At 69.3% G+C, this 15033-nt stretch carries 16 protein-coding genes; 4 read left to right on the forward strand and 12 right to left on the reverse strand.

Translation table 11 applies throughout. The annotated features are described in order from the left end of the window. The 4 genes from ACP95_RS03445 to ACP95_RS03460 all read right to left on the reverse strand — a co-directional run. Window positions 1-963, reverse strand: a 963-nt coding sequence (locus ACP95_RS03445; RefSeq protein WP_049979869.1) for a carotenoid oxygenase family protein, incomplete at its 3' end; no start/stop codon positions are given. A gap of 69 nt (window positions 964-1032) precedes the next feature. Next, window positions 1033-1947, reverse strand: a complete 915-nt coding sequence (locus tag ACP95_RS03450) for a cation diffusion facilitator family transporter (RefSeq protein ID WP_049979870.1) — start codon at window positions 1945-1947, stop codon at window positions 1033-1035. Between the two features lie 115 nt (window positions 1948-2062). Continuing rightward, window positions 2063-3406: a sodium-dependent transporter gene (locus tag ACP95_RS03455; RefSeq protein ID WP_049979871.1), complete on the reverse strand. Its 1344-nt coding sequence runs from the start codon at window positions 3404-3406 to the stop codon at window positions 2063-2065. Between the two features lie 126 nt (window positions 3407-3532). Continuing rightward, entirely contained in the window at window positions 3533-4093 is a 561-nt protein-coding gene (locus tag ACP95_RS03460) for an HIT family protein (protein ID WP_049979872.1), read from the reverse strand. 147 nt (window positions 4094-4240) lie between these two features. Here ACP95_RS03460 and ACP95_RS03465 point away from each other — a divergent pair, with 147 nt between their 5' ends. After that, window positions 4241-4501 carry a hypothetical protein gene (locus tag ACP95_RS03465; protein WP_049979873.1) on the forward strand — a complete coding sequence of 87 codons (261 nt, stop codon included), beginning with the start codon at window positions 4241-4243 and terminating at the stop codon, window positions 4499-4501. Window positions 4502-4528: 27 nt separating this feature from the next. Here the strand turns inward: ACP95_RS03465 and ddh are convergent, their stop codons facing one another. The 7 genes from ddh to ACP95_RS03500 all read right to left on the reverse strand — a co-directional run bounded on the left by ddh (window position 4529) and on the right by ACP95_RS03500 (window position 11115). Then, entirely contained in the window at window positions 4529-5467 is a 939-nt protein-coding gene (ddh, locus tag ACP95_RS03470; protein ID WP_049979874.1) for a D-2-hydroxyacid dehydrogenase, read from the reverse strand. A 106-nt stretch (window positions 5468-5573) separates the two neighbouring features. Then, entirely contained in the window at window positions 5574-6698 is a 1125-nt protein-coding gene (locus tag ACP95_RS03475; protein WP_049979875.1) for an ABC transporter ATP-binding protein, read from the reverse strand. Window positions 6699-6719: 21 nt separating this feature from the next. Continuing rightward, window positions 6720-7574 carry a carbohydrate ABC transporter permease gene (locus ACP95_RS03480; RefSeq protein WP_049979876.1) on the reverse strand — a complete coding sequence of 285 codons (855 nt, stop codon included), beginning with the start codon at window positions 7572-7574 and terminating at the stop codon, window positions 6720-6722. Further along, complete coding sequence (locus ACP95_RS03485) at window positions 7571-8533, reverse strand: carbohydrate ABC transporter permease (RefSeq protein WP_049979877.1); 963 nt, start codon at window positions 8531-8533, stop codon at window positions 7571-7573. The genes ACP95_RS03480 and ACP95_RS03485 overlap by 4 nt, the downstream gene beginning before the upstream one ends. 1 nt (window position 8534) lies before the next feature. Continuing rightward, a complete protein-coding gene (locus tag ACP95_RS03490; RefSeq protein WP_049979878.1) occupies window positions 8535-8930 on the reverse strand; it encodes a hypothetical protein in 396 nt (131 codons plus the stop codon). Then, entirely contained in the window at window positions 8927-9922 is a 996-nt protein-coding gene (locus tag ACP95_RS03495; RefSeq protein ID WP_049979879.1) for an ABC transporter substrate-binding protein, read from the reverse strand. The genes ACP95_RS03490 and ACP95_RS03495 overlap by 4 nt, the downstream gene beginning before the upstream one ends. A 137-nt stretch (window positions 9923-10059) precedes the next feature. Continuing rightward, window positions 10060-11115, reverse strand: a complete 1056-nt coding sequence (locus ACP95_RS03500) for an isocitrate/isopropylmalate dehydrogenase family protein (RefSeq protein WP_049979880.1) — start codon at window positions 11113-11115, stop codon at window positions 10060-10062. Window positions 11116-11266: 151 nt separating this feature from the next. Between ACP95_RS03500 and mdh the strand changes: the two genes are divergently transcribed. The 3 genes from mdh to ACP95_RS03515 are packed head-to-tail and all read left to right on the forward strand — an operon-like array spanning window position 11267 to window position 13604. Further along, a complete protein-coding gene (gene mdh, locus ACP95_RS03505; protein WP_049979881.1) occupies window positions 11267-12181 on the forward strand; it encodes a malate dehydrogenase in 915 nt (304 codons plus the stop codon). A 42-nt stretch (window positions 12182-12223) separates the two neighbouring features. Further along, window positions 12224-13120 carry a CPBP family intramembrane glutamic endopeptidase gene (locus tag ACP95_RS03510; RefSeq protein ID WP_202593763.1) on the forward strand — a complete coding sequence of 299 codons (897 nt, stop codon included), beginning with the start codon at window positions 12224-12226 and terminating at the stop codon, window positions 13118-13120. Between the two features lie 37 nt (window positions 13121-13157). Beyond that, entirely contained in the window at window positions 13158-13604 is a 447-nt protein-coding gene (locus tag ACP95_RS03515) for an FxLYD domain-containing protein (RefSeq protein WP_049979883.1), read from the forward strand. 63 nt (window positions 13605-13667) lie between these two features. Here ACP95_RS03515 and ACP95_RS03520 read toward each other — a convergent pair whose 3' ends face one another. Next, complete coding sequence (locus ACP95_RS03520) at window positions 13668-14972, reverse strand: COG1470 family protein (protein WP_049979884.1); 1305 nt, start codon at window positions 14970-14972, stop codon at window positions 13668-13670. Window positions 14973-15033 lie beyond the last annotated feature (61 nt).

The following is a 15033-nucleotide window of genomic DNA, read 5'->3' on the forward strand; positions in this document are numbered from 1 at the left end:
GTCGCCGCCCCGCAGCGCCGCGATCGAGAGGTCCGTCACCGCGCTGTCGTCGGCGTAGGCGACGAGGTCGACGACGAGCTCCGTGCCGTCGTCGCCGCGCTCGAACGCGTTGGCGGTGTGGAACGTGAAGAACGCCGGGACGGTCGCCTCGCGGACCAGTTCGCCCGAGTCACGGCGGACGACCAGGAAGCGCGTCCCGCGGTCGGGCCGCCAGTCGTAGTTGTCGATGAACCCGCCCGAGCCCGGGAGGAGGAACTTCGCCGGGTGGGTAGTCAGCGGCGGCTCGACCAGCACCGCGTAGGTGGGGGTGAGCGCGAAGCTGTGCATGTACGCCGGGCGGTCGACGCTGACGCGCGCGACCTGTTCGCGGCGGGTCGTCCCCTCCGGGACTCGGAACAGGACGTACTCGTTCGTCCGGCCGAACCGAGTGAAGTAGCCCCAGTGCGCCCCGGTCTCGGGGTCCTGCCGCAGGTGAGCGGTGACGTGGTGGGCGGTGAGCTCGTCGTCGTAGTCGAGCGTCCCCCGGCTCTCCAGCGTCTCGGGGTCGATCCGCAGCCAGTTCGGCGTCTCCGTCAGCGCGACGAGGTCGCCGCCGAGCCGGGCGACGTGGACGTTCGCGTTGTCGGTCGACTCGCCGGCGAGCATCGACTTGACTCGCGCGAGGTAGCCGTCGGTCGAGGAGAACTGGCCCGCGAAGCTCCCGTCCTCGACGGCGGCGCGGTACGCCCCCGTCCGTGGGAAGCGGTTGGTGTACCGCACCGCGCCGTCGTCGAACGCGAACCGGGTGAGGTGGGCGAGCCCGTCGAACCAGTGGTCGGCCTCGGCGTCGCCGACCGACCAGCGCGCCGGGCCGTTCCGGTACAGCGCGCCGTCGAGCCACGCCGGAATCGACCCGTCGACCGGGAGGTCGCGGTCCCGGCACTCCTCGGTCAGGTCGCGGAAGCCCGCTTCGTAGCCGGCCATGGGGTGTGCTGGGGCGCGGACCCGAATAAGCGCTCGCCCGGTGCTACCGGCCGCACGCCACCTGACCGATCACTCGTCGGTCACGCGCTCGTCGCGCCAGCGGTCCTCGGCCTTCCACTCGCCGAGCTCCTTCGGGTCGACGTGGACGAACGCGTCGTCGACCTCCGGGAGCTCCCGGATCGACTGGATCACCGCCGTCTCGATCTCGTGGGCCTCGCGGAGGGTCATGTCGCCCTCGACCTCGATGTGGAGGCTCACGTCGACCTCCGGGCCGACGTAGTGGGCGACCACGTCGTGAGCGCCCTGGACCTCGGCGTGGGAGAGCGCGGCGTCGACGATGTCCTGCCGGAGCTCCTCCGGCGGCGCGGCGCCGACGAGGTAGCCGACGTTGTCCCGCACGATGTCGATCCCGGTGAGGAACACGCCGATCGCGACGACGACGGCGGCGATCGGGTCGAGCACGGGGTAGCCGACCGCGGCGCCGCCGGCGCCGATCAGCGCCGCGAGCGCCGTGAGCACGTCCGTCCGGTTGTCCTTCGCGGTCGCGACCAGCGCGGGGGAGTTGTGGGTCTCGCCGACGCCCAGACAGTAGCGGTAGAGGGCGTACTTCGCGGCGGCGCCGACGCCGAGGACGACCGCCGCGAGCGGCGGGACCGCAGCGTACGACCCCGCGAGCAGCGAACTGATGCCGGACCACGCCACCGCGACGCCGGCGCCGAGCACGCCGACGGCGACGAACAGCGAGACGAACGGCTCGATGCGCTCGTGGCCGTGTGGGTGTTCGAAGTCCGGCGGCTGGGTGGTGAGGTAGAGCCCGGCGACGACGACGGCGCTGTACAGCGCGTCGGCGCCGCTGTTGACCGCCTCGCTCACCAGCGCGAGGCTCCCGGTCTCCAGCCAGACGCCCGCCTTCAGCACTGCGAGTCCGAGGTTGGCGACGAGGACGACGACGCCGACCCGGCGGACGACCTGCTTGCGCTCCATTCGGGTAGAGTGGGTGCGCCGTCGTACTTGAAAGGTCGCTATCGGGCGAGCGTTCGCGGCGAAAAACGGTCCGGATCGGCGAGTTCGCTCGGGAAACCGGGATCGGCGCCGGTTTCTAGCCGAGGATGACGGCGGCCTCGAGCACCCCCGCACGAATCAGCAGGCTCTGGATGCCGAGGACGAGCGTGAGCCCGATGGCGACCGGGATGACGATGCGGACCCACCACAGCCACGTGGTGGCGAAGCCGGCGTCGAGGGTCGTCCCGCGGCCGATCTCGTCCGCGGAGAGGTCCGAGGCCACCCAGCCGACGAACACCGCGAACAGCAGCACGACGACGGGCAGGAGCAGGTTGAACACGACGGCGTTGTACCAGCCAAGCGTGTTCGTCGACAGCGCGGTGGGGATCCCAACCGCCCAGACGAGGGCGCCGAGCCCGGTGGCGACCTGCTTGCGACTGTAGTCGTAGTTGTCGACGACGTACGACGTGGGCGTCTCGAGCAGGCTGATCGAACTGGACAGCGCGGCGAGCAGCAGGATGATGAAGAACACGAACCCGAGGATCGAGCCGCCCGGGATCTGCCCGAACGCGCCGGCGAGGCTGACGAACGCCGCGCCGAGGCCGCCGGAGCCGGGTTCGGCGCCGATGGCGAACAGCACGGGGAACACGACGAACCCCGCGAGCAGCGCGACGAGCGTGTTGACGACGACGATGGCGCCCCCGTCGGCGGGGAGGCTATCGTCCCGCCCGAGGTAGGAGGCGTACGCGACCATCACGCTGAACCCGAGCGACAGGGTGAAGAATGCCTGTCCGACGGCCGAGGGGACGATCGACGCGAAGTTGGCCGCGAGGTAGCCGAAGTCGGGGGAGAGGTAGTACTCGTAGCCGGCGGCCGCGCCGTCGAGCGTGGCCCCCCAGGCGGCGAGCCCGACCAGCAACACGATGATGGCCGGGATCATCACCTTCGTCGCCTTCTCGATCCCGTTCTGGATCCCGAAGGCGACGATGCCGATGGTGATCGCCATGAACAGGGCGTGGGTCAGCACCGAGGTCGGGCCGGCGGAGACGGCGCCGAAGAACGTGCCCGCGTCGCCGAAGTAGGCGCCGGTGAGGCTGCCGGCGATGTAGCTGATCACCCAGCCGCCGACGACGCTGTAGAACGCCAGCGTCACGATCGAGGTGAACACGCCGAGCGCGCCGGCGACCGACCAGTTACCGTAGCCCAGCTTCTCGAACGCGGAGATCGGGTTCATGCTGGATCCACGACCGATGACGAACTCCATCATCATCGCCGGGAACCCGATCAGGAACACCGCCAGCAGGTAGATCAGGAGGAACGCGGCGCCCCCGTTCGACCCGGTCTGGAACGGGAACGACCAGATGTTCCCGAGCCCGACGGCGCTCCCCACGGCGGCGAAGATGAACCCTACACGCGTCGTCCAGGTTTCTCGTTCAGACATTGTCTACCACACGGTCAGCTTCTCGTGGTAAAAATCGTTCGGAGCGGTCGTAATAATTAACTCAGCTGAACTTTCTCGCGGGGCGTGACCGACCGTTTCCGGAGGTAACCCGACGACGGCGTGGGGTTACTGGCCCGCCGACGCCGAGAACCGCAGTTCGACCGCTCCCGTCTCCCCGCCGTCGGCGCTCTCGAGCGCCGCGAACGCCTCGTGGAGCTTCTCGTAGCTGGCTTCCAGCGCCTCGACGATCACCTTCGTGTCCGAGACGATCGGCATGAAGTTGGTGTCGCCCTCCCAGCGCGGGATCAGGTGGGTGTGGAGGTGGTCGTCGATCGAGCCGCCGGCGGCGGCGCCGCCGAGGTTCTCGCCGGCGTTGACGCCGCTTGGGTCGAAGCCGGCCTCCAGCGCGTCGATCGCCGCGACTTTCAGCTTCGCGTGATCGAGCAGTTCGGCGTCGGTGAGGTCGGCCCACTCGCCCGTGTGGCGGTCGGGGATCACCATCACGTGCCCCGGCGCGTAGGGCGCGTTGTTGAGGATGACGAACGAGTGCTCGCTGCGGGCGACGATGCGGCTCTCCCGGTCGGCGTCGCGCTCGGGCAGCACGCAGAACGGGCAGCCGTCGATCTCGTCGTCCTCGGGGTCGCGCTCGACCCAGTCGATGCGCCACGGGGCGAACAGCTGGTCCATGCCCGGACGGTCGGCCGGCCGGCGGTTAGTGGTTCCCCTCTCGCGTGCCGTCCGGGGCGAACTAGCGTTAACCGCGGTTAAACCGACCGCAAGCCGGCTGTAGCGCTTCCCCGGTTTATCCCCGTCCGGTTCCTGGGTCGAAACGCAATGAACGCCAAACCGATCGTCGGCGCCCTCGCGGCGCTGCTGCTGCTGAGCGTCGTCGCGATGCCCGCGGCTGCCGCGCCGGGGGCCGCCGACGGCCCGGCCGCACAGGTGGACGACTGCAAGAACGCCGAGAACGGTCCGGACGGTGAGGGGCCGCCCGGGTTCGTGGGCGGGCTCGTCCCCGACTTCGTCTCGGGGCTGATGGCCGACCTGCCGGTGCCGAACTTCGTGAAGGCGACGTTCGGCGCCGAGACCTGCTGACGCGGTAAGCCTCGTTTCGCAGCTCTCTCAGGCCACGCGGTTCCGCAGCGGCTCCCCGGCCTGATACTGGTCGAAGATCCCAGCGACCAGCGTCGCGAGGTCGCGGTGGTACTGGTTCGTCGTCGACCCCTCGTGGGGCGAGACCAGCACCTCCTCGAACCCCCACAGCGGCGACTCCTCGGGCAGCGGCTCGGTGTCGAACACGTCGAGGCCCGCCCCCGCGATCTCGCCGGCCTCGAGCGCCGCGACGAGCGCGTCCTCGTCGACCACCGGCCCGCGGGCGACGTTGACGAGGTAGGCGTCCTCGCGCATGCGCTCGAACTCGGCGTCCGAGATCATCCCCTCCGTCTCCGGGGTCTGCGGGACGGCGAGGACGACGAACCGGGCGTCGGCGATCGCGTCGTGGAGCGCCGCCGGCCGGTACACCGTCGAGACGCCGTCGACCGGGTCGCCCGACCGGCGGACGCCGACCACCTCCATCCCCAGCCCCCGCGCCCGCTCGGCGACGCCCTTCCCGATCGTCCCGAGGCCGACGACACAGACCGTCTCGCCGGCGACGGTGAACGGCTGCTCGTACGGCGGGTCGTACCACTCCCGTCGCTGCTGGTGGTCGCGGTAGACGTGGAGCCGACGGGCGAACGTCAACATACAGCCCGCGACGAGTTCGCCGACCGTCTCGTCGTGGATCCCCGTGCTGTTGGTCAGCGGCGTCCCGGCCGCCTCGTAGGCCGCGGTGTCGAACTCGTCGTAGCCCGCCCGGAGACAGTGGACCCAGCCCGCCTCGCGGAACCAGCCCCGGGGGCGGTAGGCGGCGACGGCGTCGGTCGCGTCGACGGTCGCGTCGTCGCCGACCACCTCGACGGGGACGGGGAGGTCGGTCAGCGCGTCGACGAACGCGTCGATCGGAACCTTCTCGTCGGTGCTCTCGTGGACGCAGAGTCGCTCGATCGGCTCGCGGTCGGCCATACCCGACGGCGAGTTCGGCGGCTATTCAACGTTGGTACTGGTCACCGTAGCGGCACGCGGGCGGGCGACGCCCGCCACGGCGACGCGCCACCGTGAGAGTGGCCGGTCAGGCCTCCACCTGATCCTCGGATCGGTCGCCGTGGCGACGGCTCGTGGCGACGGTCTCGCCCGTCTCGGCGTCGAACAGGTAGGCGCGTTCGACGCCGATGGCGACGCTGTCGCCCTCCTCGATCGGGTTCTGCTCGATGTCGGCCACCGCACGCAGCTCGCCGACCTCGCTGTCGATGTAGAGGATGTTCTCGTCGCCGACGGCCTCGACGAGCGCGACCTCGCCGCCGATCCCGTCCGGATCCGCCGTCCGTTCGACGGTCGTGTGTCGCGGCCGGAAGCCGAGGGTGACGCTCTCGGGGACCGAGTCGGCGTCGACGCCGGTGTCGACGCGCCAGTCGGTGTCGTCGACGGCGACGGTCGCCCCGTCCCGACACGTCGCCGGGAGCAGGTTGATCTCGGGCGAGCCGATGAACTGCGAGACGAACACGTTGTTCGGCTCGTGGTAGACGCGCTGTGGCGAGCCGAACTGCTGGATCTCGCCGTCGTCCATCACGATCATCCGGTCGGAGAGCGTCATCGCCTCCTCCTGGTCGTGGGTGACGTACACCATCGTCCCGCCGACCTGCTGCTGGATGCGCTGGAGCTCGACGCGCATCTCCTTTTTCAGCTTGGCGTCGAGGTCGCTCATCGGCTCGTCGAGCAGGTACGCCCGCGGCGAGCGGATGATCGACCGCCCGATCGCGACCCGCTGCTGCTGGCCGCCGGAGAGCTCGCCGGGGTACTTGTCGAGCAGCTCCCCGATCTGGATCGTGTCCGCGACCTCCTGAGCCCGCTCGTAGCGGGTGTCGGCGCCGACGCCGTCGAGTTTCAGCGGGTAGGCGATGTTCTCCCACACCTTCATGTGCGGGTAGAGGGTGATGTCCTGGAACACGAACGCCAGGTTCCGGTTCTGTGGCGGCACGTCCGTCACCGCCTCGCCGCCGAGGGTGATCTCCCCGCTGGTGGGGTGTTCGAGCCCCGCGATACACCGGAGCAGCGTCGTCTTCCCGCAGCCCGAGGGGCCGACGATACAGACGAACTCGCCGTCCTCGACGGTGAAGGACACGTCGTCCACCGCGACTATCTCGCCGCCGTCACTGGAGAACTCCTTGCGGAGCGTATCGACCTGAATATCTGTCATAGTTGTTGAGCCGTGTCGTTGTTACGCCGTTGCTTTGTAGCCTTCGAGCAGGTACTTCTGGAGGAAGTACACCATCAGGAACGCCGGGATCACCATCGTCAGCACGACGGCCATCACCTGGTTCCAGAACACGTAGTTCTGGACCGCGTACTGGGTGAGCCCCGTGGTGAGCGGCCGGAGGGTGTCCTCCGAGATCAGCACCTTCGGGTACGTGTAGTTGTTCCAGGACGACTGGAACGCGAAGATGCCGACCGCGATCATCCCGGGGGCGGCCTGGGGGAGCGCGACATCCTTGAACGAGTGCCAGCGCGACCCGCCGGCCATCCAGACCGACTCCTCGTAGTCGAGCGGCACCGTCTGGAAGAACAGCCACATCGTCCAGATGCCGAACGGGAGCGGCACCGATGCCTCCGCCAGCACCAGCCCGAGAAGCGAGTTCAGCAGGCCGAGCTCGCTCCAGATCTGGTACATCGGGATCGACAGCAGCAGCGGTGGGAACATGTAGCCGAACAGGATGAACCGCGCGAGCCACTTCTTCCCGCGGAACTGCACCCGCGTGAGCCCGTAGCCCGCGAGCGTCGACGCGACGACGGTGAACACCACCACGCCGGCGGCGACGAGCAGGCTGTTCCGGTAGTAGATCATGAAGTTCGACGCGAAGAACACGTCCCGCAGCGGCTGGATCGTGGCGCTCCCGAGGATCCGCGAGAGGTTCCCCGCGAGCAGCGCGTCGAGGCCGCTGAACGTGCCGACGAGCACCCAGACGATTGGCAGCATCAACACCAGCAGCGCCGACCACACGACGATCTGGTAGGAGACGGACTTGATCCGGGCTGCCTGTCCGTACGAGAGGTAGTTGCCGACGATCTGGGTCATGCGACACGCACCTCCTCTTCGGGCCGCGCGACGCGGAAGTACACGATCGACCAGAGGGCGAGGAACACGAACATCAGCGCGGCGATGCCCGCGGCCTCGCCGAGGCGGTACTGGTTGAACGCGACCTCGTAGGCGTGGAGCGGGATGGTCGTCGTCGTCTCACCCGGGCCGCCGCGGGTCATGATGTAGATGATGTCGAACTTGTTGAACATCCACAGCGTCCGCAGCAGCGCGGCGATGAGGATCACGTTCTTGATGCGGGGGAGTGTCACGTCCCGGAACTTCTGGTAGGCGTTGGCGCCGCACATCGTCGCCCCCTCGTAGAAGTTCTCGGGGATGGACTGCAGCCGCGCGAGCGTCAGCAGCGTCACGAACACCGCGAACTTCCAGGAGCCGACGACCATCACCGTCGCCATCGCGGTCTCGGGGAGTCCGAGGAACGCGACCGGGTTGTTCAGGATCCCCACGCGGATGAGCACGAGGTTGATGATGCCGTACTGGGCGTTGAGCATGAACTGGCCGACCATCCCGATGGCGACCGCCGGGACCATGTAGGGGAGCAGCGCCAGCGCGCGGGCGAGCACCGCCCCCTTGAACTCCCGGTTGACCAGCAGCGCTAACGAGACGCCGACGACGATCTGGAAGGCGACGGAGCCGAACCCGAACACCAGGCTCCGGCCGAACGCCGCCTGGAACGTGCCGGAGGCGACGATGTCGAGGAGCCGTCCCGGCCCCGTCCACTCCCAGACGGGGTTGAGCGTCGACACCTCGTAGAGGCTGAGGTTGAACGCCCACACCATCGGGAGGATGGCGACGAGGACGTACAGCGCCAGCGCCGGCGTCAGACAGAGCGCCAGCAGCCGGCGGTCGTCCTCGAACACCCGGGAGAGCAGCTCGTGGCTCCGCTGCCACCACTGCGACGGCACGAGGGCGGTGACGCGATCGCTTACGACCGACATCTCATTCCATGCCTGTGTTCTCGCGCAGCACCGACGCCGCCTCGTCGATGGCGTCGTCGATGCTCTTCCCGCCCTCGGTCACGTCGTAGAACATCTGCCCGAGCTGGAACGACGTGAACGCGGGGGAGGCGTAGGGGTTGGCGGGTTCGGTCTCGGCGGTGAACGGCTGGGTGTTGTCCGAGAACAGCGCCTCGCGCTCGCTCTGGATGGTCTCCTCCTCGAAGTTCTCGCTGAGGTAGTCCCAGCCGTCGCGGTACGCCGAGCCCGGCTCGTACCAGCTGTCGTAGATGGGGATGTTGTGGAACCGCAGCGCCCGCGCGTACTCGACGAGGCGCTCGCCGGTGACCATGTACTGGACGAACTCCTTCGCGCCCTCGGGGTTGGCGGAGCCCTTCACGAGGCGTAGCCGGTCGCGGCGGAGTTCCCCAGCGGCGCGTCGCGGTTGGAGCTGTTGTACGGGTTCGAGACGCGCTTGGTCGCGTCGGCCCACTCGCGGTCCTGCCCGATCGACTGGGTCTTCGGGCGGCCGCCGGAGTAGACGGCCGTCGCCGTCGTCCCGCCGGCGTAGGACTCGTAGATCTCCCCCCAGTCCCAGTTCGTCGCCGTCGGCGAGTACTCGACCATCTGCTGGGCGCGTTCGAGCACCTCACGGACTCGGTCCCGGTTCTGCCCGCTGTCGAGCGCGACATTGACGGTGTCGCCGTCGCGGGCCGCGACTTCCGCGCCGTTACCCCACAGCCGCGTCCAGGCGTGGTAGGAGCCGTACACCGTCGCCGACGTGGTGTAGCCGAGCCCGTAGAGGTCGTTGTCCGCCTCCGTGATCGCCTGTGCGGCCTCGCGCTCGGCCTCCCAGGTCGTCGGCGGCGCCAGCCCCATCTCGTCGTAGATGTCCGAGCGGTACCAGTTGTTCGTCACCGACGCGACCGCCGGCACGAGCCGGTGGTTCCCGTCGTAGACGAACCCGAACTTCTCGGGCACTTTCTCCTCCTGCTCCTCGACGGCGTCGAGCACGTCGTCGACGGGCCGGAGGATGTCCTGTGTCGCGTACGCACCGATGCGGAACTGCTCGGCGTTGATGATGTCCGGCGGGTTCCCACCCTGGATCAGCTGACTGACGCGCTGCCCGTAGTCGCCCCCGATCTCCGTGAACTCGATGTCGACCTCGATGTCGTGCTCCTCCTCGAAATCCTCCGCGAACCCGCGGAGCATCTCCTTGAACTGCGGCGAGTTGTTGTTCGAGATGTACTTCACGGGCTCTGAGCTCCCGCCGCCGCCCAGTCCGAGACAGCCTGCCAGCCCGGTCGAGAGCCCGCCGACGCCCGCTGCGGCGACGACGGCCCGTCGTGACACCTGCTTCCTGCTACCGTCTCCCGTGGGGTCCTGTCCCATGAGCCACGTTAATCTATCCGTACTTCATAAATGTTGGGTGGGTATATTCGTTGATACTTTCGCCGAGGCGGGGGCTGCTGTACGCGAGGGAGTTTGGTTCCGCCCCCGCCCGGAGAACCAATGTCGGCGGCGTTCGGTCACAGGCGGCGTTCCACGTCGCGGGCGACCGCGAACGTCGACGCCTCGCCGCCGAGATCCGGCGTGCGGGGCGCGTCCGGGTCGGCCAGCTGCGAACGCACGGCGTCGCGAACGCCCGCCGCGGCGGCCGTCTCGCCGAGATCCTCGAGCAGCATCGCCCCCGAGAGCACCGTCGCGAGGGGGTTGGCGATCTCCCGGCCGACGATGTCCGGCGCCGAGCCGTGGACGGGTTCGAACAGCGAGGGGTACTCGCCCTCGGGGTTGATGTTCGCCGAGGGCGCCAGCCCCATGCTCCCCGAGACCACGGCGCCGATGTCGGTGAGGATGTCGCCGAAGAGGTTCGACGCCACGATCACGTCGAACGCCTCGGGCCGGCGGACGAGATCCATGCTCGCCGCGTCGACGAGCAGCCGCTCGACGGTCACGTCGGGGAACTCCGTCGCCACCTCCTCGACCACGTCGTCCCACAGCACCATCCCGTACGCCTGTGCGTTCGACTTCGTCACGTTCGTGAGGTGCCCCCGTCGCTCGCTGGCGGCCTGGAACGCCTGACGGACGATCCGCTCGACGCCCTCCCGGGTGAACAGCGCCGACTGAATCGCCACGTCGTTGTCGAACCCCTCGTGCTCCCGGCCGCCCACGTCGGCGTACTCCCCCTCCGTGTTCTCCCGGTAGACGACGAAGTCGATGTCGCCGCCCTCGTACCCCCGCAGCGGGCTCTCGACGCCCTCGTACAGCACCGTCGGCCGCTTGCAGACGTACTGGTTGAACGACTTCCGGATCGGCAGCAGCAGCCCGTGCAGCGTCACGTGGTCGGGCACGTCCGGGTGACCGACCGCCCCGAGCAGGATCGCGTCCCGCGGCGCCAGCTGCTCCAGCGCGTCGTCGGGCATCATCGCCCCCCGCTCGCGGTAGCGTTCCGTCCCCCAGTCGTGCTCGGTCACGTCGATCTCGAACCCGTACGCGTCGCCGGCGGCGCGGAGCACCGGCAGCGTCGCGTCGACGACCGTCCGCCCGATACCGTCGCCGGGGATCGTGGCGATGTCGTAGGTCACGGGGGCGCTATCAGACACCTGGCGCAAAAGGGTGTTCATTGTTCACAAACCTCTCCGGCTTCCGTCCTCGCACTGACGCCCACGCGGCCGCCGACTCTCAGCCACCGCCATCGCTGGGTTTAATCGCCGACTCGCCCAACTCTAACGCGTCATGACGAAAGTCAGCGTAGTCGGTGCGGCAGGAACCGTCGGCGCGGCCGCCGGGTACAACCTCGCGCTCCGGGACGTCGTCGACGAACTGGTGTACGTCGACATCCCCGAGCAGGAGGACGTGACCGTCGGGCAGGCCGCCGACGCCAACCACGGCGTCGCCTACGACTCGAACACGACCGTCCGGCAGGGGAGCTACGCCGACACCGCGGGCTCGGACGTGGTGATCATCACCGCCGGCATCCCCCGCGAACCCGGCCAGACCCGGATCGACCTCGCGGGCGACAACGCGCCGATCATGGACGACATCGGCAGCTCGCTCGCCGAGCACAACGACGACTACGTCACCATCACGACCTCCAACCCCGTCGACCTGCTCAACCGCCACCTCTACGAGACCGGCGACCGCGACCGGTCGAAGGTGATCGGCTTCGGCGGCCGGCTGGACTCCGCGCGCTTCCGCTACGTGCTCTCGGAGCGCTTCGACACCGAGGTGGGGAACGTCGAGGCGACGATCCTCGGCGAGCACGGCGACGCGCAGGTGCCCGTGTTCTCGAAGGTGCGCGTCGACGGCACCGACCCCGAGTTCACCGCCGACGAGCGCGAGGAGATCCTGGGCGACCTCCAGCAGTCGGCGATGGACGTGATCGAGCGCAAGGGCGCGACCGAGTGGGGGCCGGCGAGCGGCGTCGCCCACATGGCGGAAGCGGTCATCCGCGACACCGGCGAGGTGCTGCCCGGCAGCATCGTCCTCGACGGCGAGTTCGGCTACGAGGACACCGCCTTCGGCGTCCCGGTCAAGCTCGGCGAGAACGGCGTCGAGGAGGTCGTCGAGTGGGAGCTCTCCGACTACGAGGCCGACCTGATGGACGAGGCCGCCGGGAAGCTGCGGGACCAGTACGCGAAGATCGAGTAGACTCGCCAACGTTTTTGCCGGCGGCGGCTGCACCGGCGGGGTGTGCACGACCGGTTACGGACCCCGGCGACGCTCCAGCGCCGCCGGATCGGCGTCTTCCTCCTCGTCGCCTTCGGCGTCTCGTGGGCGACGGCGCTGGTGATCTGGACCACCGGCGGCCTGACCGACAGCCCCGAACTCCTCGAGGGGATCACGCTCGCGACCGTCCTGCTGCCGACCGGCTACATGTTCGGCCCGGCGGTCGGCAACGTCGCCGCCCGACTCGCGACGAGCGAGGGGTGGGAGGACCACCGACTGTACCCCGAGTTCGACGGCACCGTGTGGATTTACGCCGCCGCGTGGCTGGCGCCCGCGGCGCTGACCGTCGTCGGCGCCGGGCTCTACTTCGCTGCCTTCCCCGGGCAGTTCGACCCGACGATGGCGACGTTCCGCGACCAGCTGGCGAGCATGGGCGTCGGCGTCGACCCGTGGCTGCTGGCGGCGATCCAGATCGTCGCCGCGCTCACGGTCGCGCCGATCATCAACGGGCTGTTCGCGTTCGGCGAGGAGTTCGGCTGGCGGGCGTACCTGCTGCCGAAGCTCTCTCCGCTCGGGCGGCGTCGGGCGATCGTCCTGACCGGCGCCATCTGGGGCGTCTGGCACTGGCCGGTGATCGCGATGGGGTACAACTACGGCTTCGACTACCCCGGGTTCCCGTGGACCGGGATGCTCGCCTTCCTCGCCTTCACCGTCGGCGCCGGCACGTTCCTCGCCGTCCTGACCGAGCGCGAGGGGAGCGTCTGGCCCGCGAGCGTGGGTCACGGGGCGATCAACGCCGTCGCCGGGATCTCGGTGCTGTTCGTCGCCGGCCAGCCCGAGAGCCTGCTCGGGCCGACGCCGGTGGGGCTGGTGGCGGCGCTGCCGTGGCTGGCGCTGGCGGTGTGGCTGCTCCGACCGTAGCCACAGGAGCTATGCGCTCGCGGGCCGAGGCGCCGGCATGCGCCGCCGTGCCCTCCTCGCGCGCACCGCCCTCCTGACCACCGCCGCCGGACTCGCCGGCTGTGCGGGCGTCGGTGACCAGACAGAGTCGCCGACCGAGAGCCAGACCGCCTCTCCCACAGCGACGCCAGCGACCGTGCAGACGCCCGATTCGGCCGCGATCGCCGCCGTCGACCACGACCTCACTCGCTCGAACGAGGGGGACGAGGACGAACTCGTCGCCGTCGACGCCGTGATCGAGAACGCGGGCGAGTCGGCTGCGACAGGCGTGCGTGCCCTCGCCCGGTTCTTCGACGAGAACGGGGAGCGCCTCGACGAGAGCGAGGCCCGGACCGACCGCCTCGCCGCTGGCGGACGCTGGGAGGTCGATCTCACCTACCCCGGCAGCGGCGTCGACGCCCGCGCCGTCGCCGACTACCGGCTCGTCGTCGAACTGGGCGACTGAACCGCCGCTGAGCAATCAGTGCCGCGCCGCGAAAAATGGGGTGTCGCGGTAGCCGGATCGCGGTTACTCGTCCGACGCCGCGTCGTCGGACTCGTTGTTGGTGAGCTCGTAGCCGAACCCGATCGTGTTGTCGGGCATGATCTCGGCGGTCCACTCGCCCGCGTCCGGCGAATCGAGCTCGTAGACGAACTCGGTTCGCTCGCTGCGGGTCGCGTAGGCGCCGTCCTCGGTCGCGCCCTGCTGGCGCTGGGCGCCGAGGTTGACCGAGCCGCGCTCGGTGACCTGGACGCGCTCGGCGTCGATGCGCTCGCCGTCGGGCGAGACGAACGTCACGTCGAAGCTCGGGTCGTCGGCGTTCTCGGCCGCGCGGTAGTTCTGCGGGGTGAGCGTCAGCGTGACGGTGTCCGTGCGCTCGGTGGTCGTGAACTCGACCTCGTAGGGCTCCTCGGGCTGCTCCCAGACGACGAAGTTGAGGTTGATCTTCTGCCAGTAGCCGTTGTCGTCGCGCCGGTTGGGGTCGGTGAGCCCCAGATCGATCGAGCTGTCGTAGCGCCCGCGGTCGGCGTCGGCGTCGGGCGAGATGGTGACCGTCACCGTCGCGGTCTCACCCGGCGCGATCTGGCTCGGCGCGTCGATGTCGATCCAGGACTGGTCGACCTGCTCCGGGCAGTGGGTGCCGTAGCAGTGGCCCCGCTGCTCGGCGCGCTCTGGGCTCAGCGGCACCGCCTCGTCGCCGGTGTTCTCGATCACGATCTGCTTGGTGACCGAATCGCCGGCCTCGACCTGCGTGTTGATGTACGTCTCCGAGCGGATCTTCACGGTCGGCTCCTTCCAGACGTTGACGCTGGTGTGGGCCGCGTGGACCGGTCGCGGCGGGCGGTTCGGCGCCGTCGCGACGGTCTCGTCGGTGAACGCGATCATGCCGGAGTAGCGCGCGATCTCGGCGTCCTCGGGCACCGCGACGCTCACCTCGTACTCGACCTCCTCGCCGGCGTCGATGCTGTCGGGCCCGTCGATCTCGACCCACGAGGACTCGAGCGGGCTGCGGTCAGTCGGCGACGTGAACAGGTGGGGGTTCACGTCGACGGCCTCGTCCTCGCCGTTCTCGACGACGACGGTGAACGTCGCGCTCTCGCCGGGTTTGAGGTCGAGGTAGCTGTCCCGGGCGTCGACGTAGAGCCGCGTGTAGTTCGCGGGAGCGTCGTCGCCGGCCGAGCCGCTGTCGGAGCCGGTTGCGGTCGTGGTCGATACGGCTTCGTTCGGGGCGGGAACCGCTGCGGGCGTCCCACCGTCGGTCGGTGCGACTGCCGTCGCGACCGGCACGGCCGCCAGCGCGACGACGACTGCGATAAGGATGACTCGTTTCATGGGTTGGCGTACGCCGACGACTCGCCTGGAGGGCGGAGGGCGGCGAACAGGCGATCGTTTA

Source organism: Halolamina rubra, from assembly GCF_000739555.1.
Lineage (GTDB): Archaea > Halobacteriota > Halobacteria > Halobacteriales > Haloferacaceae > Halolamina > Halolamina rubra.

What these genes read in the sequence shown, in the direction of transcription:
- ACP95_RS03450 (WP_049979870.1), bottom strand. Translation starts at nt 1,947, where the DNA reads ATGGAGCGCAAGCAGGTCGTCCGCCGGGTCGGCGTCGTCGTCCTCGTC.
- ACP95_RS03455 (WP_049979871.1), bottom strand. Translation starts at nt 3,406, where the DNA reads ATGTCTGAACGAGAAACCTGGACGACGCGTGTAGGGTTCATCTTCGCC.
- ACP95_RS03460 (WP_049979872.1), bottom strand. Translation starts at nt 4,093, where the DNA reads ATGGACCAGCTGTTCGCCCCGTGGCGCATCGACTGGGTCGAGCGCGAC.
- ACP95_RS03465 (WP_049979873.1), top strand. Translation starts at nt 4,241, where the DNA reads ATGAACGCCAAACCGATCGTCGGCGCCCTCGCGGCGCTGCTGCTGCTG.
- ddh (WP_049979874.1), bottom strand. Translation starts at nt 5,467, where the DNA reads ATGGCCGACCGCGAGCCGATCGAGCGACTCTGCGTCCACGAGAGCACC.
- ACP95_RS03475 (WP_049979875.1), bottom strand. Translation starts at nt 6,698, where the DNA reads ATGACAGATATTCAGGTCGATACGCTCCGCAAGGAGTTCTCCAGTGAC.
- ACP95_RS03480 (WP_049979876.1), bottom strand. Translation starts at nt 7,574, where the DNA reads ATGACCCAGATCGTCGGCAACTACCTCTCGTACGGACAGGCAGCCCGG.
- ACP95_RS03485 (WP_049979877.1), bottom strand. Translation starts at nt 8,533, where the DNA reads ATGTCGGTCGTAAGCGATCGCGTCACCGCCCTCGTGCCGTCGCAGTGG.
- ACP95_RS03495 (WP_049979879.1), bottom strand. Translation starts at nt 9,922, where the DNA reads ATGGGACAGGACCCCACGGGAGACGGTAGCAGGAAGCAGGTGTCACGA.
- mdh (WP_049979881.1), top strand. Translation starts at nt 11,267, where the DNA reads ATGACGAAAGTCAGCGTAGTCGGTGCGGCAGGAACCGTCGGCGCGGCC.
- ACP95_RS03515 (WP_049979883.1), top strand. Translation starts at nt 13,158, where the DNA reads ATGCGCCGCCGTGCCCTCCTCGCGCGCACCGCCCTCCTGACCACCGCC.
- ACP95_RS03520 (WP_049979884.1), bottom strand. Translation starts at nt 14,972, where the DNA reads ATGAAACGAGTCATCCTTATCGCAGTCGTCGTCGCGCTGGCGGCCGTG.